Origin of the sequence: Selenomonas sp. GACV-9, assembly GCA_900116485.1 — a bacterium.
GTDB lineage: Bacteria > Bacillota > Negativicutes > Selenomonadales > Selenomonadaceae > Selenomonas_A > Selenomonas_A ruminantium_G.
Genome location: FPAX01000011.1, coordinates 25,601 through 50,612 on the forward strand (window position 1 = coordinate 25,601; position 25,012 = coordinate 50,612).

General features: G+C 54.0%; 24 protein-coding genes and 1 tRNA gene. 23 read left to right on the forward strand and 2 right to left on the reverse strand.

The window, feature by feature from the left end; translation table 11 throughout:
* The first annotated feature begins 76 nt into the window (after nucleotides 1-76).
* The 10 genes from fapR to BM322_RS09620 all read left to right on the forward strand — a co-directional run bounded on the left by fapR (nucleotide 77) and on the right by BM322_RS09620 (nucleotide 8,570).
* Nucleotides 77-655 carry a transcription factor FapR gene (gene fapR, locus BM322_RS09575; protein ID WP_075429964.1) on the forward strand — a complete coding sequence of 193 codons (579 nt, stop codon included), beginning with the start codon at nucleotides 77-79 and terminating at the stop codon, nucleotides 653-655.
* Complete coding sequence (plsX, locus tag BM322_RS09580; RefSeq protein WP_075429966.1) at nucleotides 652-1,680, forward strand: phosphate acyltransferase PlsX; 1,029 nt, start codon at nucleotides 652-654, stop codon at nucleotides 1,678-1,680. Before fapR ends, plsX begins: the two co-directional genes overlap by 4 nt.
* 43 nt (nucleotides 1,681-1,723) lie before the next feature.
* Nucleotides 1,724-2,671: an enoyl-[acyl-carrier-protein] reductase FabK gene (gene fabK / locus BM322_RS09585; protein WP_075429968.1), complete on the forward strand. Its 948-nt coding sequence runs from the start codon at nucleotides 1,724-1,726 to the stop codon at nucleotides 2,669-2,671.
* Nucleotides 2,672-2,687: 16 nt separating this feature from the next.
* The gene (gene fabD, locus BM322_RS09590) at nucleotides 2,688-3,632 is read left to right on the forward strand and encodes an ACP S-malonyltransferase (protein WP_075429969.1); all 945 of its coding nucleotides are present in this window, start codon (nucleotides 2,688-2,690) and stop codon (nucleotides 3,630-3,632) included.
* Between the two features lies 1 nt (nucleotide 3,633).
* On the forward strand, nucleotides 3,634-4,377 hold the full coding sequence (gene fabG / locus BM322_RS09595) for a 3-oxoacyl-[acyl-carrier-protein] reductase (RefSeq protein WP_075429971.1): 744 nt from the start codon (nucleotides 3,634-3,636) through the stop codon (nucleotides 4,375-4,377).
* Between the two features lie 42 nt (nucleotides 4,378-4,419).
* Nucleotides 4,420-4,647, forward strand: a complete 228-nt coding sequence (locus tag BM322_RS09600; RefSeq protein WP_014423880.1) for an acyl carrier protein — start codon at nucleotides 4,420-4,422, stop codon at nucleotides 4,645-4,647.
* A gap of 84 nt (nucleotides 4,648-4,731) precedes the next feature.
* Nucleotides 4,732-5,676, forward strand: a complete 945-nt coding sequence (locus tag BM322_RS09605; RefSeq protein WP_075429972.1) for a nitronate monooxygenase family protein — start codon at nucleotides 4,732-4,734, stop codon at nucleotides 5,674-5,676.
* A 48-nt stretch (nucleotides 5,677-5,724) separates the two neighbouring features.
* Nucleotides 5,725-6,969: a beta-ketoacyl-ACP synthase II gene (gene fabF, locus BM322_RS09610; RefSeq protein WP_075429973.1), complete on the forward strand. Its 1,245-nt coding sequence runs from the start codon at nucleotides 5,725-5,727 to the stop codon at nucleotides 6,967-6,969.
* Between the two features lie 12 nt (nucleotides 6,970-6,981).
* A complete protein-coding gene (gene rnc, locus BM322_RS09615) occupies nucleotides 6,982-7,698 on the forward strand; it encodes a ribonuclease III (RefSeq protein WP_075429974.1) in 717 nt (238 codons plus the stop codon).
* Nucleotides 7,699-7,763: 65 nt separating this feature from the next.
* The gene (locus BM322_RS09620; RefSeq protein WP_075429975.1) at nucleotides 7,764-8,570 is read left to right on the forward strand and encodes an MBL fold metallo-hydrolase; all 807 of its coding nucleotides are present in this window, start codon (nucleotides 7,764-7,766) and stop codon (nucleotides 8,568-8,570) included.
* 66 nt (nucleotides 8,571-8,636) lie between these two features.
* Here the strand turns inward: BM322_RS09620 and BM322_RS09625 are convergent, their stop codons facing one another.
* Entirely contained in the window at nucleotides 8,637-9,077 is a 441-nt protein-coding gene (locus BM322_RS09625) for a MarR family winged helix-turn-helix transcriptional regulator (protein WP_075429976.1), read from the reverse strand.
* Between the two features lie 193 nt (nucleotides 9,078-9,270).
* Between BM322_RS09625 and BM322_RS09630 the strand changes: the two genes are divergently transcribed.
* The 8 genes from BM322_RS09630 (at nucleotide 9,271) to BM322_RS09665 (ending at nucleotide 19,770) form a co-directional block, all read left to right on the forward strand.
* Nucleotides 9,271-10,488, forward strand: a complete 1,218-nt coding sequence (locus tag BM322_RS09630; RefSeq protein WP_177220857.1) for an efflux RND transporter periplasmic adaptor subunit — start codon at nucleotides 9,271-9,273, stop codon at nucleotides 10,486-10,488.
* Between the two features lie 12 nt (nucleotides 10,489-10,500).
* Entirely contained in the window at nucleotides 10,501-13,689 is a 3,189-nt protein-coding gene (locus BM322_RS09635; protein WP_075429977.1) for an efflux RND transporter permease subunit, read from the forward strand.
* A gap of 143 nt (nucleotides 13,690-13,832) precedes the next feature.
* Nucleotides 13,833-14,879, forward strand: coding sequence for a recombinase RecA (gene recA / locus BM322_RS09640; RefSeq protein ID WP_075429978.1), 1,047 nt, complete (start codon nucleotides 13,833-13,835; stop codon nucleotides 14,877-14,879).
* A 6-nt stretch (nucleotides 14,880-14,885) separates the two neighbouring features.
* Entirely contained in the window at nucleotides 14,886-15,401 is a 516-nt protein-coding gene (locus BM322_RS09645) for a regulatory protein RecX (protein ID WP_407047832.1), read from the forward strand.
* An 86-nt stretch (nucleotides 15,402-15,487) separates the two neighbouring features.
* Nucleotides 15,488-17,065, forward strand: a complete 1,578-nt coding sequence (gene guaA, locus BM322_RS09650) for a glutamine-hydrolyzing GMP synthase (protein ID WP_075429979.1) — start codon at nucleotides 15,488-15,490, stop codon at nucleotides 17,063-17,065.
* A 144-nt stretch (nucleotides 17,066-17,209) separates the two neighbouring features.
* Nucleotides 17,210-17,974 (forward strand): zinc ribbon domain-containing protein, encoded by a 765-nt coding sequence (locus BM322_RS09655; RefSeq protein WP_075429981.1) that lies wholly within the window; start codon nucleotides 17,210-17,212, stop codon nucleotides 17,972-17,974.
* Nucleotides 17,975-18,050: 76 nt separating this feature from the next.
* Nucleotides 18,051-18,127 (forward strand) — tRNA-Pro (locus BM322_RS09660).
* Between the two features lie 86 nt (nucleotides 18,128-18,213).
* On the forward strand, nucleotides 18,214-19,770 hold the full coding sequence (locus BM322_RS09665; protein ID WP_075429983.1) for an ABC-F family ATP-binding cassette domain-containing protein: 1,557 nt from the start codon (nucleotides 18,214-18,216) through the stop codon (nucleotides 19,768-19,770).
* Between the two features lie 95 nt (nucleotides 19,771-19,865).
* Here the strand turns inward: BM322_RS09665 and BM322_RS09670 are convergent, their stop codons facing one another.
* Nucleotides 19,866-20,411 carry an NADH peroxidase gene (locus tag BM322_RS09670; protein WP_075429985.1) on the reverse strand — a complete coding sequence of 182 codons (546 nt, stop codon included), beginning with the start codon at nucleotides 20,409-20,411 and terminating at the stop codon, nucleotides 19,866-19,868.
* Nucleotides 20,412-20,733: 322 nt separating this feature from the next.
* Between BM322_RS09670 and tsaE the strand changes: the two genes are divergently transcribed.
* From tsaE to BM322_RS09695, 5 genes are all read left to right on the forward strand, one after another.
* The gene (gene tsaE, locus BM322_RS09675; protein WP_075429987.1) at nucleotides 20,734-21,216 is read left to right on the forward strand and encodes a tRNA (adenosine(37)-N6)-threonylcarbamoyltransferase complex ATPase subunit type 1 TsaE; all 483 of its coding nucleotides are present in this window, start codon (nucleotides 20,734-20,736) and stop codon (nucleotides 21,214-21,216) included.
* Entirely contained in the window at nucleotides 21,197-21,931 is a 735-nt protein-coding gene (gene tsaB / locus BM322_RS09680; RefSeq protein WP_075429989.1) for a tRNA (adenosine(37)-N6)-threonylcarbamoyltransferase complex dimerization subunit type 1 TsaB, read from the forward strand. The genes tsaE and tsaB overlap by 20 nt, the downstream gene beginning before the upstream one ends.
* Nucleotides 21,931-22,383: a ribosomal protein S18-alanine N-acetyltransferase gene (gene rimI, locus BM322_RS09685; RefSeq protein WP_075429991.1), complete on the forward strand. Its 453-nt coding sequence runs from the start codon at nucleotides 21,931-21,933 to the stop codon at nucleotides 22,381-22,383. The genes tsaB and rimI overlap by 1 nt, the downstream gene beginning before the upstream one ends.
* A 16-nt stretch (nucleotides 22,384-22,399) precedes the next feature.
* Nucleotides 22,400-23,440, forward strand: a complete 1,041-nt coding sequence (gene tsaD, locus BM322_RS09690) for a tRNA (adenosine(37)-N6)-threonylcarbamoyltransferase complex transferase subunit TsaD (RefSeq protein ID WP_075429993.1) — start codon at nucleotides 22,400-22,402, stop codon at nucleotides 23,438-23,440.
* 109 nt (nucleotides 23,441-23,549) lie between these two features.
* On the forward strand, nucleotides 23,550-25,007 hold the full coding sequence (locus BM322_RS09695; protein WP_075429995.1) for a sensor histidine kinase: 1,458 nt from the start codon (nucleotides 23,550-23,552) through the stop codon (nucleotides 25,005-25,007).
* Nucleotides 25,008-25,012: the final 5 nt, after the last annotated feature.

Genomic DNA, 25,012 nt, shown 5'->3' on the forward strand with positions numbered 1-25,012 from the left:
ATACCATTTATAATAGACCATTATATGAGATTGTAGTAGCAGGTACTAAAAGATGACCATGGAGGGAGGTGTTCGAATGGCAAGGGTGAAGAAAAAGGAGCGGCAGGAGCTGCTCTTGGCACAGGTGCGGGAAAAGCCTTTCCTGACTGATGAGGAGCTGGCTAAGAATCTCGAGGTCAGTGTCCAGACTATCCGCCTTGATCGCTTGGAGCTCGGCATCCCCGAGCTGCGAGGCCGCATCCGCAATATGGCGGAAAAAGCCCAGAACAAGGTGAAATCCATCCAGAGCGGAGAGGTCGTTGGCGAGCTCATCGATCTGGAGCTGGGGCGTTCGGGCATTTCCCTGCTCCGCATCACGGAGGACATGGTCTTTGCCAAGACGCAGATTGCCAAGGGGCATTATATGTTCTCGCAGGCAGATTCCCTGGCTATCGCCATCATCGATGCGCCGATGGCTGTAACTGGCGTGGCCAACGTCAAGTATAAGGTACCAGTTCATGTGGGCGAGAAGCTCATAGCCAAGGCCGAGGTCGTGAAGGTCAGAGGCAATAAATTCTTTGTGTGGGTCAAGACCCACAATGAAACCCAGGAAGTTTTCCGCGCGAAATTCATCGTGGTTTCGTGGGGAGATAAGTTAGGGGGTAAAACTTCGTGAAGATTGCAGTTGACGCCATGGGCGGTGATTATGCGCCGGAACAGATCGTGTTCGGCGCCGTCCGTGCGGCAAAGAAATACAAGTGTGAGATCGTGCTCGTCGGCGATGAGCCGCGGATCCGGGAGGTACTCAGCCGTGAGACTGGCTGGGAGAAGCTCGGCATCACGATCCATCACACGACGGAAGTCATCGGCATGGACGAGCATCCAGCTGATGCGGTCCGTACCAAGAAGGATTCCTCAGTCGTTGTGGCGACACGGCTCGTGAAGGAAGGACAGTGTGATGCGGTGTTATCGGCTGGCAGCACCGGTGCTGCCGTGACGGCGGCCCAGCTGATATTGAAGCGCATCCGCGGCATCGGCCGGCCGACGATCGCGACGCCGATGCCGACGTCGAAGGGCGTCACGCTGCTCCTGGATTCTGGTGCCAATGTGGACTCCAAGCCGGTGCATCTGGTGCAGAGCGGTCTGATGGGTTCCATCTATGCCGAGTATGTATTTGGCATAAAGAATCCAAGGGTAGGCCTGCTGAATATCGGCGAAGAGGAAACCAAGGGCAATGAGCAGGCGAAGGAGACCTATGCACTGCTCAAGGAGATGCATACCATCAATTTCGGTGGCAATGCGGAAGGCCGTGATGTCCCCAAGGGAAACTTCGACGTGGTAATTTGTGATGGATTTGTTGGCAATGTTGTGCTAAAATTTGCAGAGGGCCTGGCCAAGACCATCATGAAGCTGATCAAGGAAGCCATCAAGGAGGGCGGCATACTGGCGAAGCTTGGTGCGCTCCTGTTGATGCCGACGCTCAAGAAGCTGGGCAAGCGGCTGGATGCCTCGGAGTACGGCGGTGCACCGCTCTTAGGTGTCAATGGTGTCTGCATCATCAGCCATGGGTCGTCGAATGCAAAGTCGATCTGCAGTGCGATCGGTGTTGCCAATGATTATGTCAACGGCAATGTCATGGAGCATATTCAGGAGGCTTTGAGCCAGGAAACGGTATTGGCAAGTGACGGCGAGAAGAAGTGAGGTCGATCCTGCATCGAGAATGGGCTAAGGAGGACTATTTTTAATGTTTGAGAATAATGAAATCTGTAAGTTGTTGAATATAAAGTACCCGATCCTGCAAGGTGGTATGGCTTGGATCGGTACGGCAGAGCTGGCTTCGGCTGTCTCGAATGCCGGTGGTCTCGGCATCATCGGTGCCGGACATATGCCGCCGGATATCCTGCGGGCGGAAATCCAGAAATGCAAGGGCTGGACGGATAAGCCCTTCGGCGTCAACATCATGCTCATGAGCCCGTTTGTCAAAGAGGTCATGCAGGTTGTCATCGATGAGCGTGTGCCCGTTGTCACGACTGGTGCAGGCAACCCCGGCGAGTATGTTCCGGCGCTCAAGGAAATCGGTACGAAGGTAATCCCGGTTGTCGCTTCGGTAGCACTGGCAAAACGCCTGGTTCGCAGCGGCGCTGATGCCGTCATCGCTGAGGGCACGGAGTCTGGCGGCCATATCGGTGAGATCACGACCATGGCACTTTTGCCGCAGGTCGTTGATGCTGTAGATGTTCCAGTAATCGGTGCTGGTGGTATCGGTGATTCCCGTGGTGTGGCAGCAGCCTTTGCGCTCGGTGCCAAGGCTGTGCAGATGGGATCCCGCTTTGTCATGAGCGAGGAGTGCATCGCCCATCCGGACTACAAGAAGATGGTACTTCATGCCAAGGATCGTTCTACGGTGGTCACGGGCCGTTCGCTTGGCCATCCGGCACGTGTACTGGCCAACAAGCTCACGCGCAAGTATGAGGAGCTCGAGGCTGCCGGTGCATCGAACGAGGAGCTCGAGCAGCTTGGCGTAGGCAGCCTGCATCGCGCTACCCATGAAGGTGACGTGGAGAATGGTTCTGTCATGATTGGCGAGATTTCGGGTATGCTCAAGGATATCAAACCGGTAAAACAGATTATTGAAGACATCGTTGCTGGTCTGCCAGGTGTTATTGACACGATTCAGCAGGATTGCAAATAATTGGAGGTAATTCACGGTGAATAAACTTGCATTTGTATTTCCAGGTCAGGGTGCTCAGGCTGTTGGCATGGGCAAGGATTTCTGTCAGCAGTATGATGTAGCGAAGAAGCTCTTCCAGCAGGCTGATGAGGCGCTGGGCTATTCCATCAAGGATATGTGCTTCGAGGGCCCGGCTGAGGATCTGAAACTTACGGCTAACACGCAGCCGGCAATCCTCACGATGAGCGTCATTGCCAATGAGATCCTCAAAGAGCATGGCATCCAGCCGGATGTGACTGGCGGCCACAGCCTTGGTGAGTATTCGGCCCTGGTTGCCGCTGGCGTACTGGATTTCCAGGATGCTGTGTTGCTCGTGCACAAACGCGGCCAGTTCATGCAGGAAGCTGTACCTGTCGGCCAGGGCGGCATGGCAGCTATCATCGGTCTTGCCGATGAGGTCATCGTTGATGCTTGCGAGAAGGCAACCAAGGCAGCTGGCGAAGTCCAGGCTGTAAACTTCAACTGCCCGGGCCAGACGGTCATTGCTGGCACGACGGCAGGCGTAGAGGCTGCTGTTGAGCTCCTCAAGGAATCTGGTGCCAAGAAGGCTGTAATCCTGCCAGTATCGGCTCCGTTCCATTCCACGCTGATGAAACCGGCAGCTGAGAAACTGGCTGCCGAGCTCGATAAGGTTACGATCCGTGATGCCAAGATCCCGGTTGTTTCGAACTACACGGGTGAGCTGGAGACCAAGGCAGATGAGATCAAAGCCAACCTCGTTGCTCAGGCTGATCATCCGGTCAAATGGATTGCCTGCGTCAACACGATGAAGGACTTTGGTGCTGATACGTTCGTTGAAGCTGGCCCGGGCAAGACCCTCTGCGGTTTCAATCGCCGTATCGACAAGGCTCTCACGAGCATGAACGTAGAAAATCTCGAAAGTTTGCAAAAAACGCTTGACTATTTCAAGGAGGTTCGCTAATATGCTTTTAGACGGAAAGGTTGCGCTGGTAACTGGCGCATCGCGAGGCATTGGCCGTGCCATTGCCATCCGCCTGGCCAGCGAAGGTGCCAAGGTTGCCATCAACTATGCCGGCAACACGGCCAAGGCAGAAGAGGTCAAGGCGGAGATTGAGAAGAATGGCGGCGAGGCCATTCTGGTTCAGGCAGATATCTCGAGCACCGAAGCTGTTGACGCAATGGTCGAAACGGTTGTTGAGGCTTTCGGGCAGATCGATATCCTGGTCAACAATGCAGGCATCACGCGTGACGGCCTGCTCATGCGCATGAAGGATGAAGACTTCGACGCAGTCATCAACACGAACCTCAAGGGTGTGTTCTACTGCACGAAGGCAGTGTCCAAGCTCATGATGAAGAAGCGCAGCGGCCGCATCATCAACATGGCATCGGTTGTCGGTCTCATGGGCAATGCCGGTCAGGCAAACTATGCGGCAGCTAAGGCGGGTGTCATCGGTTTTTCGAAGTCGGCAGCTAAGGAGCTGGCCGCTCGCGGCATCAATGTCAATGTCGTTGCTCCGGGCTTCATCGCTACGGATATGACGGCAGCGATGACGGATAAGGCGAAAGAGGCTACGCTGGCAGGCATTCCGCTCAAGCGCATGGGCCAGCCGGAGGACGTGGCTAACGCCGTCCTTTTCCTCGCATCGGATCATGCATCCTATATCACGGGTCAGATCGTCAATGTAGACGGCGGCATGGTTATGTGATATAACTATATAGGAACTTTCATTTTAAGGAGGTGAAACTTCATGACTTTTGATAAAGTAAGAGATATCGTTGTTGAGCAGTTAGGTGTTGAGGCTGACGAGGTTGCCCTCGAGTCCACTTTCATCGATGATCTGGGTGCTGATTCCCTGGACATTGTTGAGCTGATCATGGCTTTCGAAGAGGAATTCAATATTGAGATCCCGGACGAGGCTGCTGAGAAGATCAAGAGCGTTCAGGATGTAGTTACCTACATAGACCAGAACAAATAAGTTTGAGCGTCTTACCTGTTTGAAAATCCCGTGAAACTTGTTTCGCGGGATTTTCTCAAGGTAAGATTGATTGGAGGAGTAACATTGAAACTTCCAGAGCTGAAAATTGGCAATAAGATCGCAAGAGTTCCAATCCAGCAGGGTGGTATGGCGATTCGTTTGTCAACGGCCCGTCTGGCGGCAGCTGTAGCTAACGAGGGCGGTATCGGCCTCATTGCCGCATCTGGTATGAGCCATGACGAACTGCGTTATGAAATCCGGCTCGCACGTTCGCTTACATCTGGTATCATCGGCATCAATATCATGGTAGCAGCCGCAGATTTTGCTGAGGTTGTGAAGACCGCAATCGATGAGGGCATTGACCTCGTGGTTGCTGGTGCAGGTTTTTCCCGTGATATGTTTGCTCTCGGTAAGGAATCCGGTACGCCAATCGTTCCGATCGTTTCTTCCGTTAAATTAGCTAAAATTTCAGAGCGTCTTGGTGCAGCTGCCATTGTCCTTGAGGGCAAGGAGGCAGGCGGACATCTCGGTACGGACACGTCAGTACGTGACCTGATCGCTGATGTCAGTGCAGCAGTGAATATCCCGGTCATTGCGGCCGGTGGCGTACTGCATGGCCAGGACATCGTTGATTTGATAAAAGCGGGCGCTGCTGGCGTCCAGATGGGTTCGCGTTTCGCTGCTTGTGAGGAATCCAATGCGGCGCCGGCCCTCAAGGAATACTATCTGAAATCGAAACCAGAGGATATCGTGGTCATCCACAGTCCTGTCGGTCTGCCAGGCCGTGCTGTGCGCACGCCGTTCTCGGCCAAGGTCATGGAAGGGCCTGTGCCGCCGAAACAGTGCGATGCCTGCCTCAAGGCCTGCAAGCACAATTTCTGCATTATCCGCGCGCTCACACGGGCGCAGCAGGGCGATGTGGAGACCGGCCTGGTCTTCACGGGTGAGTATATGCCGAAAATCGACAAGATCATGTCGGTACATGATATCTTTGCGCAGCTTATCGCTGAGGCTGAAGCTGCCAACTGAGCAGACGTTTGAAAAGACGACAAAGATAATTGAGAGGAGCTATTCGTTTTGAGTAATCGTGTAGTAATCACTGGTCTGGGCGCAATCACCCCGATTGGTATGGGTAAAGAGGAATTCTGGAATGGTCTGATGGAAGGCCGTAATGGTATCGATAAGATTACCCGTTTTGATGCGTCGGAGTATGGTGCCCAGATTGCTGGTGAGGTCAAGGACTTCGATCCAGCTGCTTACATCGATAAGAAAGAAGCTAAGCGCATGGACCGTTACACGCAGTTCGCTGTTGCTGCTGCTGGCATGGCTATCGAAGATGCAAAGCTTGACCTCGAGAAAGAGGATCTTGATCGCATCGGTACCTTTGTCGGTGCTGGTATCGGCGGTATCGAGACGATGCATTCCCAGTATGAGAAACTGTTTGCTAAAGGCCCAGGCCGCATCAGCCCGTTCTTCATCCCGATGATGATTGCCAACATGGCTGCTGGCCAGGTTTCGATCACGTATAAACTGCATGGACCGTCCAGCTGTATCGTTACGGCTTGCGCTACGGGTTCCAACTGCATCGGCGATGCTTTCCGTGTCATCCAGCGCGGTGATGCTGATGTCATGATTGCTGGCGGTACGGAGGCTGCAATCTCTGAAGCTGCTGTCGCTGGTTTTGCTGCCATGAAGGCTCTTTGCATGGATCACAACGACGATCCGGCTCATGCATCCCGTCCCTTTGACAAGAACCGCAGCGGTTTCGTCATGGGCGAAGGCGCAGGCCTCGTAGTCCTCGAGAGCCTTGAGCATGCAAAAGCTCGTGGCGCGCATATCTATGCTGAGGTTGTCGGCTATGGCGCTAACTCCGATGCATACCACATCACGAGCCCGGCTCCGGGTGGTGAATACCAGGCAAAATGCATGCAGGCTGCTCTTGATGATGCTGGCATGAAGGCATCGGAGGTCGACTATGTCAATGCCCATGGTACGTCCACGCACATGAATGATGAAGGCGAGACGATGGCCATCAAGTCCGTTTGGGGCGAGGCAGCCAAAGACGTTTCGGTTTCCTCCATCAAATCCATGACGGGCCATCTGCTCGGTGCTGCTGGCGGTGTTGAGTGCATTGCTACGGCACTGGCTGTAGAGAATGACATGCTGCCGCCGACGATGAACTACGAGACCCAGGATGAGGGCCTTGACCTCGACTACGTTCCGAACAAGGCAAAGGCTAAGACGGTTCGTGCGGCTATGTCCAACAACTTCGGTTTTGGTGGCCACAATGCCTGCCTGCTGCTCAAGAAGTACGCAGAGTAATGGAGGCTGACGATGGAAAACATCCTGTCGGAGAAGCGCGAGCATGAGCTACGTGAGCTGGCAGCTACCCTGGGCGTGAAGTTTGTCAACCTGGACTTCCTCCAGCAGGCGCTGACGCATACTTCCTATGCGAATGAATCCAAGGGGAACATCGTCCATAATGAACGTCTCGAATTTTTAGGAGATGCTGTGCTGGAGCTTGCCTCCAGCACTTATCTTTATCAGCACTTCCCGCAGATGCCCGAAGGACAGCTGACAAAGACAAGGGCCAGCATTGTCTGTTCGGCGACTTTAGCGAGACTTGCTGCGAATCTGCATCTGGGCGATTATCTGTTGCTGGGGCGCGGCGAGGAGATGGGCGGCGGCCGGACGCGCCAGACGAATCTGGAGGACGTGTTCGAGTCCGTCATTGGCGCGATTTACCTGGATCAGGGGTGGGAAGCGGCGAAGGACTATGTCATCCGCCAGCTTACGCCGGAGTTCGAACGTGCCAAGCATGGCGCTATCCTGAAAGATTACAAGACGATCCTGCAGGAGCTGGTCTATCAGCACGAAGGCCAGAGTGTCGCCTATGAACAGGTGGCCGAAGAAGGCCCTGACCATGATAAGAGGTTTACCTTCCAGGTACGTATTACAGGCAAGGTGATGGGCAAAGGCTCAGGCCATAGCAAAAAAGAGGCTGAGCAGCATGCGGCACGCGAAGCACTCGCAAAACTCAATCAGAAATAAGCAAAGGCGCTGGCAAATGCCAGCGCCTTGTTTTATAATGAAGACAAAAGAAAGGGGAGAGCGATATGCGCAAGTTGACGATTCTGGGAACGGGGTTCGCGATGGCGACGAAATGTTTCAATACCTGCTTCTTTCTCGAGCTGGAGGATGGCAGCCTGTTCCTGACTGATGCCGGTGGTGGCAATGGGATCCTGCGGCAGCTGGAGATCACGGCTTTTGATTATCAGAAATGTCATCATATGTTTGTGACCCATGGTCATACGGACCATGTGCTGGGCGTGATCTGGGTGATCCGCAAGGTAGCCGACCTTATGAACAAAGGAAAATACCAGGGAACTTTCCATATCTACTGTCATGATGTAGTGCGGGAGATGCTGCTGAAGATGACGGAGATGACCCTCAAGAAGAAAGATTTTGCCCGGGTGGGCAGCGATATCCTGATTCATGAGGTCACGGACGGCGAAACAGTCGAACTGCCGCAGTTCCGGCTTACGGCCTTCGATATCCTCTCGACCAAGGCAAAGCAGTTTGGCTACTGCCTGCAGTTTGCAGACGGCATGAAGTTCACCTGCCTGGGCGATGAACCGTATAATGAACATGACCGCGCGTATGCCGAACAGGCTGATTGGCTGCTGGCAGAGGCTTTTTGCCAGTATAAGGATCGTGAGGTCTTCAAGCCCTACGAAAAGAATCACAGCACTGTAAAAGAAGCTAGTGAACTGGCCGAACAGCTTGGCGTCAGGAATCTCGTCCTCTATCATACAGAGGACAAGCATTTAGCGACGCGCAAGCAGGAATATACAGCTGAGGCCAGCCAGTATTATCATGGCCGTGTTTTTGTCCCCGATGACTTGGAGGTCATTGAACTCTGATACGGCTGTCAGGAAGGAAAAGAAAGAGACAGGCAAGATGCTTTCGCATTATGTCTGTCTCTTTCCTTATTTACTGATAAACATTTTTTCGAGCAGATAGTTGAAGGTCAGGATGGATTGACTCAGCTGGACTGTCTCGTCTTCATCCAGTTGCTGGATGTGCTGCGTAAACAGCAGGCGGACGCGCTCATTCTGGTCGTCGATAATCTTTTGGCCAGCAGCGGTCATCGTGATGACGCTGCGGCGGCGGTCATGCGGATCAGGAGCTTTCTGGACCATGCCGTTGCGGACGAGTTTGTCAATGACGGTGGTCATCTGCTGCTTGGAGATATTCAGGATGTTGCTGATATCGGAAATCGATACCGCTTCTTCGGTGAATATGACCATAAGGGCGCCGAACTGATTCAGCGGGATAGGCAGCTTGGTTTGGCGATAGAAATTGTTGTGAATCAGGATCAACGTTTCGATGAATTTTTGGGAAACATTTGGCGTTGATAGATTGTTCATAGAGATAGCTTACTCCTTTGATTAGAGTGCGATTAAATATTCGGTATTTAATCGTGTATACGAGCCATTTTCTTGACTTTTATCTGAATATAATATACTATATATTTCATCAATAGTAAACATTTATTTACTATTTCAGTCGAGCAAGACGCTGATAGAAATGGGAATGGAATGTTATAAGGAGGTTTAACGATTGTTTTTGACGAAAAACAAGAAGACAAAGGCGCTCGTAATCGGCATTTCGCTGGCCATCTCCGCAAGCTTTGCTGTTGCCGGCTGTGGTTCAAATGGACAGCAGGCGCAGCATCAGGGGGCGCAGGTCAAGGCCATGCAGGTTATCCAGCAGGATACGCCGCTGACCAGTGAGTTTGCCGGCCAGATTGTGGGTAAGGACGAAGTCAAGGTTCAGTCCAAGGTTTCTGGCAATGTTGTGGAGAAGTATGTGACGGGCGGTCAGTATGTACAGGCCGGCCAGCCGCTCTACAAGATCGATTCGCGCCAGTATGAGTCGGCAGTCCTGCAGGCCCAGGCAAATCTGGCACAGTCTGAGGCGACACTGAGCAATGCGGAGACCGATCTCAATCGTTATCGTCAGTTGCTTTCGTCACAGGCGATTGCCGAGCAGACGGTAGCTACGCAGCAGGCACAGGTCAATTCTTATAGTGCTCAGGCCTCGGCGAATGCAGCACTTCTCCGCAAGGCGCAGCAGGATCTGGCTGATACGGTCATCTATGCGCCGATGAGCGGTCAGCTTTCGGTCGATGATGTCGCTGTGGGTACGTTTGCCGCAGCCGGCAGCACGAACCTTGTTACGATTGGTTCGTCGAATCCGGTGTTTGCGCAGTTCAGCATCTCGGAAACCGATTACCTGAAATTCATGAACAACGCAGCTATGCAGGGCGGCAATGGCATGTCGCCGACGGTGTCAATCACGCTGTCTGACGGTACAGTCTATCCGATTGATGGGCAGATTGTCCAGTCTGATCGCGCATTGTCGAGCAATACGGGCACGCTGACGGTCAAGGCGCTGTTTGACAATCCGGACGGCTTGCTGCTGCCGGGCATGTTTGCCCGCGTGCGCCTTTCCGGCGAAATCGTCCCGAATGCCATCCTGGTGCCGCAGCGTGCGGTCCAGCAGCTGCTGGGCAAGTCCTTTGTCATGGTAGTTGGCGAGGACGGCAAGTCCAAGGCTCAGGCTGTAACCCTTGGTGACAAGGTCGGCAGCTACTACATCATCAAGGATGGCCTGACGTCGGCTGATGTCGTGGTCGTCGAGGGCCTTTCGAATCTGCAGGAGGGGATCGACCTTACGGTTACCATGGTAACGGCTGACGATATGGGCTTCTCGCTGACGTCGGATCCGACCCTGTTCGATTCCAACACGATTGCCGCTGCTGATTCGAAGAAGTAAGGGGGCGGCGTCTTGTCAAAATTCTTTATACACCGGCCGATATTTGCTATCGTCATCTCGATCATCATCGTGATTGTTGGTGTGCTCGCGGCAGTGCAGCTGCCGATTGCGCAGTATCCGCAGATTTCGCCGCCGACGGTTTCGGTCAGCACGACCTACACCGGCGCGAATGCGGCGGTCGTCAATGAGACAGTCGCGCAGATTGTCGAGCAGCAGATCAACGGTACCCAGGGGATGGATTACATGTCCTCGAACTCCGATGATACGGGCCGCTACAGCCTTTCGGTCGTCTTCGAGAATGGCACCGATGGCGATATGGATTCCGTCAAGGTACAGAACAATGCTGCGACGGCCACTGCCAGCCTGCCATCCGATGTACAGACGGTCGGTCTTACTACGCGTAAATCCTCGAATGATATGGCATACATGTTGTCGCTGTATTCACCTGATGGCACGTATGATCGCGCGTTCATGAAAAACTATGCCGATATCTATCTGCTCGATCAGCTCCAGCGTGTGCCGGGTGTCGGTAATGTCCAGATCTTCGGTGCAGACTATGCGATGCGTGTCTGGCTCAATCCGGACAAGCTCGCAGAGCTTGGTCTCACAGTGGCTGATGTGACGTCGGCCATCAAGGAGCAGAATGTACAGGCTCCGGCTGGTACCGTTGGTGCCATGCCGGTGGCCAATGGGCAGGAGAAACAGTATACGGGCAAGATTTCCGGCCGTCTGGTGACACCGGAAGAGTTCGGTAATGTCATCCTGCGGTCTTCCAACGGCCAGTTTGTCCGCTTGAAGGATGTAGCCCGCATTGAGACGGGGGAGAAATCAAGCTCCATCATCTCGAAATTCAACGGTTATCCGTCAGTCGGTTTCGGTATCAATCTGACGAGTGATGCCAATGCCATGCAGACGGTTGCCGGTGTCCGCGAGATTCTCGACAAGGCAAAGCCCAATCTGCCGCCGAACCTCAAGATGGCGCAGATCTTCGACTCGACGAACTACATCAACGCTTCCATCAAGGAAGTCTTGGAGACGTTCCTCGAGGCACTGGCATTGGTCGTATTGGTCATCTTCTTGTTCCTGCAGAATTGGCGCGCAACGCTGATCCCGCTGCTGGCCGTTCCGGTATCGCTTATCGGTACCTTGGCCGCCTTTATCGTGTTGGACTTTTCCATCAACACGCTGACGCTGTTTGCCATGGTTTTGGCTATCGGCCTTGTCGTCGATGATGCTATCGTCGTTATCGAGAATGTCGAGAAACACATGGAAGAGGGACTGGAGCCGATTGATGCGACAGAGCGTGCGATGGATGAGGTACAGGGGCCGGTCGTTGCCATCGCTTTCGTATTGGCAGCCGTATTCGTACCGGTTGCCTTCCTCGGTGGTATGACGGGTATCCTCTATCGTCAGTTCGCTTTGACGATTGCCGTATCCATGGCGCTGTCAGCATTTGTGGCACTGACACTTACGCCGGCACTCTGCGCTATGATTCTCAAGAAACATGAGCCCAAGGATGATGAGGGTGTTCTTGGCCGTTTCTTCGTTGCCTTCAACAGCTGGTTCGATCGCACGAAACGCGGCTATATGGGCATCGTGGCGAAGTTCATCCGCCGCACGCGCTTGGCGTTCCTGTTCATGCTTATCGTTTGCATCGTAGCTGGTGCTGTCTTCAAGGTCCTGCCGTCGACTTTCGTGCCGAATGAGGACCAGGGCTATCTCTTCGCAGCTGTCCAGCTGCCAGAAGGCACCTCGATGAACCAGACGCAGAAATCCATCGACAAGCTGGCCAAGGCGGCCATGGAGAACGTTCCAGGCGTCGAGAATGTCATGGCCATCACGGGTTTCGATATCTTGTCGAGTGGTGCTAAGCCGAGTGCCGGCATGGTCGTCCTCGGCATGAAGGACTGGACCCAGCGTACGGATAAATCGATGTCGGTTGACTCAGCCGTCGGCATGATGTTTGGCCTTGGAGCCAAGGTCACGCCGGAGGCTACGGTCATCGCCATGAACCCGCCGGCCCTTCCGGGCCTCGGTGCCGTGGGCGGCTGGTCGCTGCAGCTGCAGGATATGTCCGGTCACACGGATCAGGAGCTGGCTGATGTCACGAACAAGATCGTCGCGGCAGCCAACCAGCGTCCGGAACTTCAGGGTGTGCGTTCGACCTTCAAGATGACGTCACCGACTTACGAGTTCGAGATTGACCGTGAGCGCGTCAAGCAGCTTGGCGTCCAGCTCTCGGATGTATTCACGGCTATGCAGGTCAACTACGGTGGTTCCCAGGTCAATGACTTCAACCAGTTTGGCCGTTCTTACAAGGTCATGCTGCAGGCCGATACGCGCTATCGCAGCGAGGCTGAGTCGACGAAGTTCATCTTCGTCAAGAGCAGCAGCGGCACGATGGTTCCTTTGGATACGCTGCTCAAGCCGAAACTCAGCTCGGCCCCGACGTCGATCTCGCGCTTCAATGGCACGCGTTCGATTGCCATCCAGGGTAATGCTGCCCAGGGGTATTCCTCGGGTCAGGCAATGAAAGCCATCCAGGAAGTCGTCCATGAGAATACGGACAACGGCTTCAATATCGAGTGGTCCGGTCAGAGCCGCGAGGAGTCCAAGGCCTCGAGCTCGACGATGCAGGTGCTCGGCCTGGCATTGGTATTCGTATTCCTCTGCCTAGCAGCTCTTTATGAGAGCTGGAGCGTACCGTTTGCTGTACTGCTGACGGTACCGACGGGCATCATGGGTGCCTTGGTATCTGAGTATGGCCTTTCGATGCTGGAGGCTATGGCAGGCCATCCGAATGCCGGCTTGCAGAACAGTGTCTACATGCAGATCGGTATCATCATGATCATCGGTCTGGCGGCGAAGAATGCCATCCTTATCGTTGAGTTTGCGAAGGTCCGTGTGGACCGCGGCATGGAGCCGGTCAAGGCGGCCATCGAGGCTGCGGGCCTGCGTCTGCGCCCAATCCTCATGACGTCCTTTGCCTTCATCATCGGCTGTCTGCCGCTGGCTGTAGCTAGTGGTGCCGGTGCTGCAGCTCGTAACGGCATGGGTGTCGCAGTAGTCGGCGGTATGCTCTTTGCTACCGCAATGGGTATCTTCCTGATACCGGTATTCTTTGTTGCGACGGAGTGGCTGGCTGCCAAGCTCGGCCTGCTCAAGCAGCAGAAAAAGAGAACTTCTTCGGATTACATGTGATTCCGGAAAAAACAGCTTCCCTTCTCAGTCGAGGAGGGAAGTTTTTTATCTATATGTTCGAAAATAAATCTTGCAAAAAGAACAATTGTTTTATATAATATCTACAGATAAAATCGTGAGTTCGAAAGGAGCTGTTATTAAGAATGGCAACGGATAAGAAAGAGGCCTTGGCCAGCGCATTGAAACAGATTGAGAAGGATTTCGGCAAAGGCTCGATCATGCGTCTCGGCGATGCCAAGGCGAATATGAACGTGGAGGTCATATCGACGGGCATCCTGCCTCTCGATATTGCCCTGGGCGTTGGCGGTGTGCCCCGCGGCCGTATCATCGAGGTCTATGGCCCGGAGTCTTCTGGTAAGACCACGGTCACGCTGCACATGATCGCTGAGGCGCAGAAGGCCGGCGGCATTGCGGCCTTCATCGATGCGGAGCATGCACTCGACCCTGTCTATGCGGCCAAGCTCGGTGTCAACATCGATGACCTGCTGATTTCGCAGCCGGACACTGGTGAGCAGGCTCTCGATATCGTTGATGCGCTGGTGCGCAGCGGTGCCATCGATATCATCGTCGTTGACTCGGTAGCAGCTCTGGTACCGAAGGCAGAGATCGAGGGTGAGATGGGCGACAGCCATGTCGGCCTGCATGCGCGTCTCATGAGCCAGGCCATGCGCAAGCTCACGGGTATCATCAGCAAGAGCCAGACGGTGGCCATCTTCATCAACCAGATCCGCGAGAAGGTCGGTGTCATGTTCGGCAACCCTGAGACGACGACGGGCGGCCGTGCGCTCAAGTTCTATTCGTCGGTACGTCTTGACGTGCGCAAGATCGACAAGATCACGCAGGGACAGGATGTCATCGGCAACCGCACGCGTATCAAGGTGGTCAAGAATAAGGTAGCACCGCCGTTCAAGATGGCTGAGTTCGATATCATGTATGGCGAAGGCGTGTCGAAGATGTCGAGCATCATCGATATGGGCGTCGAGATGGACATCGTCGACAAGAGCGGTGCCTGGTTCTCGTATGAGGGCACACGCCTGGGACAGGGCAAGGAAAATGCCAAGCAGGCTCTCAAGGATCAGCCGGAGCTCTGCGCTGAGATCGAGGCCAAGATCCGTGCCAAACTGCTGGCGACTGAGGAGATTGCTGGCGAACAGGCCCCCGCTGATACGGAACCTGAAACAGAGGCATAATCACCTATGTGGAAATATCAGCGGTCAGAGGATGATATGACGGAGGAGTCAGCGCGCCGGCCACGCAAGCCGAAGAAGACGGCTTTGATGACGGCCGTCGATTTGCTGGCCCGGCAGGAGCATAGCGAAAAGAAACTGCGGGAAAAGCTTTTGCGCAAGGGCTATGCGGAAGTGGAGGTGCAGCAGGCAATCGACCGCCTCGTGGAGATGCATTACCTGAACGATGCAGATGCCTGTGCCCGTCAGTTTGAGTTCCTCTATCATGAGAGCCGCAGTTCCGTGCGGCAGATCTGCGTCAAGCTTATGCAGCGTGGTTTTGAATCGTCCCTGGTGAAGGACTGCATTCCCTCAGACACATTTGAGCGGGAAAAGGCCGCAGCACTGCGCGTGCTGGCTCTCAAGTTCAAGCCGTCGGCTGACCGGCAGAAGATGATGGCTAACCTTTATGGCAAGGGCTTTGATTCTTCAGCCATCCGGGCGGCTGTGACGGAATTCTGCCAGGGCGAAGAAAATCAATATTGAATGGGAGCCTTGTGCGTTTTGAAAGCGCGCAAGGCTTTTAAAATACAGGCGCTTATGATATAATCGTTAAAAAGCTTTACACGTCAATGTACTTAGAGGAGGAACAAATTTTGAGCAAGCCTGCCAATGAAATGATTCTGGTTCTGGATTTTGGTGGTCAGTACAACCAGCTGATTGCGCGCCGTGTCCGTGAGAACCATGTCTATTGCGAGGTTCATCCGCATACGCTGAGCCTGGACAAGATTCGTGAGATGGCACCGAAGGGCATCATCCTGACCGGCGGCCCGAACAGCGTCTACAAAGAGGATTCGGCCAGCTGCAGCCCGGAGCTCTTTGAGCTCGGCATTCCGGTCATGGGAATCTGCTATGGTTCCCAGCTCATGTCGCATCTGCTGGGCGGCAAGGTCGCTACGGCACCGACGAGTGAATACGGCAAGACAGAAGTCACGATTGATGAGCAGGGCTCGAAACTCTTCCAGGGTGTAGATGAGAAGACGATTTGCTGGATGAGCCATACCGACTATATCGCCGAGGCTCCGGCAGGTTTCACGGTGACGGCTTCCACGCCGGTTTGCCCGGTGGCTGCCATGGAAAATGCGGCTAAGAATCTCTATGCCACGCAGTTCCATCCGGAAGTCATGCATACGGTTCAGGGCAAGACGATGCTCAAGAACTTCGTTTACGAAGTCTGTGGCTGTGCTGGCGAGTGGAAGATGGATTCCTTCGTCAAGAGAACGGTGGAAGAGCTCAAAGCAAAAATCGGCAGCGGCCGTGCTCTTTGCGCCCTGTCCGGCGGCGTTGATTCCTCGGTGGCTGCAGTCCTGCTCTCCAAGGCCATCGGCAAGCAGCTGACCTGCGTATTCGTCGACCATGGCCTGCTGCGCAAGGATGAAGGCGATCAGGTTGAGGCGGTATTCGGACCGAATGGTTCCTATGATGTCAACTTCATCCGTGTCAATGCCAAGGATCGTTTCTATGCGAAACTGGCTGGTGTCACGGAGCCAGAGCAGAAGCGCAAGATCATCGGCGAGGAGTTCATCCGCGTATTCGAGGAAGAGGCCAAGAAGATCGGCGCTGTTGATTATCTCGTACAGGGTACGATCTATCCTGATGTCATCGAGAGCGGCCTGGGAAAATCGGCAGTCATCAAATCCCATCATAACGTGGGCGGCCTGCCGGACTTCGTCGATTTCAAGGAAATCGTCGAGCCGCTGCGCCTGCTGTTCAAGGATGAGGTTCGTGCGGCTGGCCGCGAGCTCGGCATTCCCGAGTATCTCGTCAACCGTCAGCCCTTCCCAGGTCCGGGCCTTGGCATCCGCATCATCGGCGAGGTAACGGAAGAGAAGGTCAAGATTGTCCAGGAGGCTGATGCCATCTATCGCGAAGAGGTGGCCAAGGCTGGTGCTGACAAGAATCTCGGCCAGTATTTTGCCGCCCTTACGAACATGCGCAGCGTCGGTGTCATGGGCGACGGCCGTACCTATGATTACGCCATTGCCCTGCGTGCTGTCATGACCAGCGACTTCATGACAGCAGAGAGTGCGCAGCTTCCTTGGGAAGTCCTGCAGAAGACCACGACCCGTATCGTCAATGAGGTAAAAGGCGTCAATCGCGTCATGTACGACTGCACGGGCAAACCGCCAGCAACGATTGAGTTTGAATAATCCATAAAGAAAAGACAGCAGGAATCCAGCAGGAGGGATTCCTGCTGTTTTTGTTTTCAGGAACTGGCTCCTGGGGCTATGGCAACCAGCAGTTGCGTGAAATCTGCGGCCGCCTGTTTTATAATGAAAGTGGAGGGATGAAACATGAAAACGCATGAGGTGATTTTAGCACTGCGGAACAAGGCAGGCCTTTCGCAAGAAGAGTTGGCGCAGAAGATTTTCGTGACCAGGCAGGCAGTATCCCGGTGGGAGCAGGGCGAAACAGTTCCCAATACCGAAACATTGAAGCGGTTATCCCAGGTGTTTGATGTTTCAATCAATACCCTGCTGGGATCGCCCCGCAAGCTGATCTGCCAATGTTGCGGGATGCCGTTGGAGGATCCGCTGATTGGCAGGAACAAAGATGGGTCACTCAATGAAGACTATTGCAAATGGTGCTATGCGGATGGGATCTTCACTTATAGCAATAAGGAAGAGCTATTGGCGGTCTGTGTCGGGGAACTTAGGAAACAAGGCTTTTCGGAGCAGCAGGCCAGAGAGTATATGGAAGAGAAACTGCCGACACTCGCTTACTGGCGGCGGCATGAGGAGTTTTGCGATGGCGGCGGGCTTGCCGCATTCAAAGACCGCTTGGTAGAAGAGTTGAATGGGCTTTCCATCGAGGGAATGCCAAAAGTGGAGGCAGTGCATCCGCTGGTGGGAAGCTATGTGAATCTGGCCTATGGCTTGCCCAGCGGCGAACGGGTGAAATTCCTGGATGATGATAAAACCTACTGGGGAAATCAACTGCCAGGTGCGGCTGGCAGCAGTCGGTGCTTTGGGGTACTGGCAGACAAGGAGTTCCTGCTGGTCTGCACTTATGAAGAAGGAGGGAAGAATCCCGAACTGCTGGTATATAGAAAAAGATAGATCTTATAATAACATTGATACGATGTGCGGATAAGTCTTTACAAATAAAAGAAAATACCGTATAATATATTTTGTTCGGGACGTAGCGCAGTTTGGTAGCGCGCTTCCTTGGGGTGGAAGAGGTCGTGGGTTCAAATCCCGTCGTTCCGACCATTATATGATCGTTAAAGTGATTCAGCTTCGGCTGGATCACTTTTTTTCAATCAGGATAGCTAGGCTGGCATGAAAGGAAGTAATACATGAGCATTTTGAACGTATCTCATTTATCCCATAGCTACGGTGGACGGGAAATCTTTGAGGATGTGAGTTTCCGCCTGCTGAAGGGCGAGCATGTTGCGCTGGTGGGCGCCAATGGTGAGGGTAAATCGACGTTCCTGTCAATCATCACGGGGCAGCTGACACCAGATGCCGGTACGATCGAGTGGGCGAAGCGTGTCAAGGTCGGCTATCTCGACCAGCATGCTGTGCTGCAGGCGGGCATGACCATTCGCGATGTATTGCGCACAGCCTTTGATGATATGGTCAAGGCTGAGCAGGAAATGCTCGCGGCCTATGACAAGATGGGCGACGCGACGCCGGAGGAAGTCGATCAGCTCATGAAGGATGTGGGCGATATCCAGGATATGCTTGAGGCTGGCAGCTACTATACCATCGATGCGCGCATCGAGGAGGTATCTGGCGGTCTCGGACTCCGCGATATCGGCCTTGACCGCAAGGTTGACGAGCTTTCAGGTGGCCAGCGCACGAAGGTATTGCTGACGAAACTCCTGCTGCAGAATCCGGAGATCCTGATTCTCGATGAGCCGACAAATTACCTCGATGCTGAGCATATCCAGTGGCTGACCACGTATCTGCAGAACTATGAGAATGCGTTCATCCTCGTTTCCCATGATGTGCCGTTCCTCAATGCGGTCACGAATGTCATCTACCATGTGGATAACCTGAGCCTTGACCGCTATACGGGCAGCTATGAGAAATTCGAGGAGATGGCGGCCCTCAAACGCCGCCAGGAAGAGGCTGCCTATGAGCGCCAGCAGGCAGAAATCAAGAAGGAGCAGGATTTCATCCAGCGCAACAAGGCCCGTGTGGCCACGCGCGGTATGGCCAACAGCCGCCAGAAGCGCCTGGACAAGATGGAGGTGCTGACGAAGCGCCAGGAGAAACCGAAACCGCATTTCCATTTCCAGTCTGACCGCACGCCATCGCGGTTTGTCATCGAGGGCAAGCGTTTGGTGCTTGGCTATGATATGCCGCTGACGAATCCTGTCGACATCCAGGTGGAGCGCAATAAGAAGATTGCTATCTGCGGCACCAATGGCCTGGGCAAGTCGACTTTGTTGAAGACCATGCTCGGCATGATTCCGCCGATTTCTGGCAAGGTGGAGCTGGGCGAGTTCGTATCGCCGGGATATTTTGAGCAGGAGAGTGCGGCTGGCAATCAGAATACAGCGTTGGAGGAACTCTGGCAGGAATATCCGGGCATGAGCAATTTCGAGGTTCGCGCAGCCCTGGCTGCCTGCGGCCTGACCAATGAGCACATCACGACGAAGATGCTGGCACTTTCCGGTGGCGAGGCTGCCAAGGTCAGGCTCTGCAAGATCATGCAGAAACCGGTGAACCTGCTGGTACTGGACGAGCCGACAAATCACCTCGACGTGGAGGCTAAGAAGGAACTCAAGCGGGCCATCAAGGAATACAAGGGCACGGTCCTGCTCGTTTCCCATGAGCCGGATTTCTATGAAGATATCGTTGATTCGGTCTGGAATATCGAGAAATGGTCGACGAAGATCATTTGATGTGAAGGATATACAGCAAGACAGAAAGGCCTGCATCCGCAAGGGATGCAGGCCTTTCTGCCGTTTATGTTGAATTGGATTGGAAACGCTGAAGATTATTCGCCGAAGTAACGGTCGAACAGACCCTTGAAACCACGGCCATGACGAGCTTCGTCCTTAGCCATCTCATGAACCGTGTCATGGACGGCGTCGAGGTTCAGCTGCTTAGCAAGTGTTGCCAGCTCTTTCTTGCCAGCGCAAGCGCCATGCTCGGCATCGATGCGCATGGTAAGGTTCTTCTTCGTGCTGTTGGTCAGGACTTCGCCGAGCAGCTCAGCAAATTTTGCTGCATGCTCAGCTTCTTCGAACGCATAGCGTTTGAAGGCTTCGGCAATCTCCGGATAACCTTCGCGGTCAGCCTGACGCGACATAGCGAGGTACATGCCGACCTCGGAGCACTCGCCTGTGAAGTTCTGGCGGAGACCCTCGATGATGCGCGGATCGACATCTTTTGCCGTGCCGACATGATGCTCATCAGCATACGTCATCTCGCCGCTCTGCTCAACGAACTTGCTGGCAGGAGCCTTACAGATCGGGCACTGCTCAGGAGCGCTCTCGCCCTCATAGACATAACCACAGACGGTGCAAACGAATTTTTTCATAATAAATGACCTCCTAGAAATCATACACATAAACCAATAATCATTTGTTATTGGTGTAACTCACTTGGTATGCTTCAATTATATGCCTTTTGGCGGGAAATAGGAATAGGCAAATATTGTGATGAATAAAGATTATCGTTGGTATTCTCTTTATATATCACTATATCGTCGAATATCTTATTATTTCAAAATAAAATATCAACAAATAATAATTATTGATTAGAGGAGAGCGGGAACGGTTTACCAGCCGTCTGCTTCGTGCTATAATAAGGATTTGAATGATGTTTTTCAAACACGATTTATATAGGAGAGTAAATAACAAATGTTTACCTGTATGACGAATTCTCCCGAGGAAACTGTACACCTAGCCGAGCTGGTGGGTCAGAAGATCCGGGAGGGAACCGTGCTTTGCCTGGAGGGCGACCTGGGGGCTGGCAAGACTTTGTTTGTGCAGAGCCTTGCGCGGACGCTGGGCGTCGAGGGAGAGGTGACAAGCCCCACATTCAATCTGATGAATGTATATGAAGGGATTTGCCGCATCTACCATTTTGATCTTTACCGGCTGGAAACAGAAGCAGAACTGGATGACATTGGCTTTTATGAGTACACGGAGGAGCCAGAGGGAATCGTGGTCATTGAATGGCCGGATAAATTCCCAGAGTCATTGCCAGAGGATTATGTGAAGGTATGCATTCAGCGGACCGGCGTTACGGAGGAAGGACGGCGATTGACCTTCTCAAGTGTCGGTGAGAGGAATCAGGAATTCATAAAGGAGTTGGAATCATTTGTCCATACTAGCCATTGATACGGCAACGCAGGTATCGAGCGTGGCTGTGGCAGCATCGGGGAAATTGTCGGCAGAGCTGACGATGCAGGCAAAACTTACACATTCGGAGACACTTATGCCGCATATCGAGCAGGTGTTGAAGATGGCCGCTGTTCCCAAGGATAAATTAGAAGGTATTGCGGTAAGCATCGGCCCTGGTTCCTTTACGGGACTGCGCATTGGCCTTGCGGCCGCCAAAGCGATGTCGTATGCGCTTTCCTTGCCGTTGGTCGGCGTGTCGACGCTCAAGGCACTGGCTTACCATTATCCGGTGGCAGGTGTCCGTATCGTCTGTCTGCTGGATGCCCAGAAGGGCAATGCCTATGTGGAGACTTATCGTTGGAATCAAGGGGAACTGCTGACTGTCGATGCTGTGAAGGTGGCGCCGGTCAGCGAGATCATCGAGTGGTGCGGCCAGCTGGATGAGCCTGTGGTGCTGCTCGGCGATGTGGTGCAGAAGAGGATCGCAAATAAGCTGGAACTGCCGTCAGGGGTTACGGCGGCACCAGCTCATCTTTTGATGCCGCGGGCTGCCTGTGTGGCGATGCTCGGCCTTGATGAGCTGGCAGCAGGCCATACCGATAATATCATGAACCTGGAGCCTGTCTATATCCGCCGCAGTGAGGCAGAGGTGCTTTGGGAGAAGCGTCATCCGGAAACAGCGCAGAAGACTTTGCCGACGGAGGCCATGTGATGGAAGTAAAAGAGCTGAATTTTCGCGAGATGGCACCAGAGGATGCCGATGATGTAGAAGTCGTAGAGAAGGCCTGCTTTTCGATTCCGTGGTCGCGGGATTCCTTTTGGAAAGAGGCAGCTAATGAGAATACGCTGTATCTTTTGGCGCTCGATGGCGAGCGCGTGATTGGCTATGCTGGCTGCTGGATTTCCTTTGAGGAATGCCAGATCACCAATGTAGCCATCCTGCCGGAATATCGTGGCCAGGGCATTGGTACGAAATTGTTCGGAGCCATCATCGAGGCGGTCAAGGCCAAGGGCGTGACTGCGATGACACTGGAAGTACGTCCGTCCAATGCACCGGCAAGGGCACTTTATGCTCGTTATGGGTTCAAGGATGCAGGCAGACGGCCGCATTATTATCAGGATGATGGCGAAGATGCGATCATCATGTGGAATACAAGACTTTGATGGATGGAGAGTATTTATGGAGAAGGAAAACAAAGAGGAATTGTTGACGCTGGCGATTGAGTCGAGCTGCGATGAGACATCGGCAGCCGTGCTCCGCGGCGGCCGTACGATACTTTCCAATATCATCTCGACGCAGATACCCGTCCATCAGAAGTTCGGTGGTGTCGTGCCGGAAATCGCATCGCGCAAGCATATCGTCAACATCATGCCGGTCATTGATGAGTGCCTGCAGGAGGCAGGTGTCCAGCTTGCCGACATCGATCAGGTGGCTGTTACCTATGGTCCAGGCTTGGTTGGTGCGCTGCTGGTTGGCGTATCGGCGGCCAAGTCGCTGGCGTTTTCGCTGGGGGTGCCGCTTATCGGGGTCAACCATCTGGAGGGCCATATCTTTGCGAATTTCCTGTCGTCGCCAGATCTGGAGCCGCCCTTCATGGCGCTGGTCGTATCGGGCGGCCATACGGCATTGGTCGATGTGCGTGGCTACAATCACTTCCATATGATGGGACAGACACGCGACGATGCGGCTGGTGAGGCCTTTGACAAGATTGCCCGTGTCATGGGACTGCCTTATCCGGGCGGCCCGCGCATCGATGCGCTGGCGAAGGAGGGCAATCCTCTGGCTATCGATTTCCCGCAGGCGCTCAACGAAAAGGGCAACTATGAGTTCAGTTTCAGCGGGCTCAAGTCGGCGGTACTCAACTACATCAACAGTGAGAAGATGAAGGGCCATGAGCTCAACAAGCCAGATATTGCGGCGTCCTTCCAGCGCTCCGTCATCGAGGTGCTGGTGGCCAAGGCGTTCCAGGCTGTCGAAGAAGCCGGCCGCGATACCCTTGTGCTGGCTGGTGGCGTGGCCGCAAACAGCGGCCTGGAGGCCAGACTGCGCGAAGAGGCGGAAAAACGCGGTGTGAGATTCTTGTATCCGAGCAAGATCCTTTGCACGGATAATGCGGCCATGATCGGCTGCCGCGGCTATTACCAGTCACTTTCGGGACGCTTCAGCGACCTGTATCTCAATGCAGTGCCGGGATTGGGACTGGAAGATAAAGAAGAATAAGTGTATAATTAGGAGAAGAGATTGCTCAACGGTGAGACGAACACGGGAGCAGTCTCTTTTTTTCTAGGAAATCTTGTTTGAAAGTGCAAAGGATGGGAGTTGTTTGTCGATGAATATGTCAGAACTTTGCCGGCAGCAGACGAATCTTTCGGTGCGGGAGATTGGCTTGCTGGAGCGCATGCGGACGGTATTCCCGTTTTTGGCCGATCTGGTGCATGGACAGCTCAAGGTATATGTGCCGGCAAAGGCGGCAGGCCGCCTGCTGATCATTGCACAGGAGCGGCCGCATACCATCTATATGTCCAAGCGGGAGTCGGAGTATGGCAGGCTGCAGCCAGCCATTGAGGAACCGTTGGTCCAGGATACGCTGGCGACAGGACTTCCGGGCAAGGGCAAGCGCGAGTGGACATATGGTTCCCTCATCGATATGTACACCTATGCGATTCATGATGGCACGAAGGTCATCGGCGTAATCAGCTTCGAGGTGGATGGCGACCGGCTGCAGATCGATGGCTACCCGTGCTTGCTGGCAACGGCAGTCGATGTACTGAACAATGCCCGTAAGAATGTGGAAGAACAGCAGTATCAGCCGCTATCGGCGAGTGACGGCATCCTGATAACGGATCAGTTCAGCCGCATCGTGTTTGCCAATGCGGCTGCCCAGCGCATCTACCGCGTGTTAGGCGTTGGCAGCCTGCGTGGTTGTCATCTGTTCGACCGGCAGCTGACGCGTCATGTCCGGCGGGAGACGATGGAGCGTGAGCGCCCTTGGCAGAAGGAGCTTGTGGCCGGTGATCTCACGCTGATCCGCCGTCAGATCGACCTGCAGGAGGGGGGGCAGCTGGTCCGACGCATCGTCATCTTGGCCGATGTGACGGAGATCCGGGCCAAGGATAAGGAAATCCGCATCAAGTCGGCGGTAATCCAGGAGATCCATCATCGCGTCAAGAACAACCTGCAGACCATCGCGAGCCTTTTGCGGCTGCAGGCAAGGCGCAGCCAATCTGAAGAGGTAAAGTGCGCTTTGCAGGAAAGTGTCAATCGTGTCCTATCGATTTCGGTCGTGCATGAATTCCTGTCGCAGCAGGGCGAGGAGGCCATAAACGTTCAGCAGGTCATGCAGCAGATCTTCGACCTCGTCGGCCGCAATATGGCCGACAGTGAGTTCCTGATCCGCACGGAGTATACGGGGCCGGATGTGGTCCTGCCGTCAAAATACGCAAGTTCGCTGGCCCTGGTGCTCAATGAGCTGGTGCTCAACGCCATGGAGCATGCTTTTGAGGGACGGCAGTCTGGACTTATCGGTTTATCTGTTCGCGAGGACAGCGACCATTGGCATCTGGATCTTTATGATGATGGCTGCGGCCTGCCGGAGGATTTTTCCCTGCGGCGCACTCGGTCATTGGGTCTATCGATTGTCCGCACCCTTGTGGAGGGCGATCTTGAGGGAACCTTTGCGCTGGAAAATGATGCGCGTGGCAGCGGCTGCGGCACCCATGCCTATATTCGCCTGCCCAAGCCGGAGCAGGAAATCACAAGTGAAGTGGTACAAAGCCTGGAGGAATGATTGGA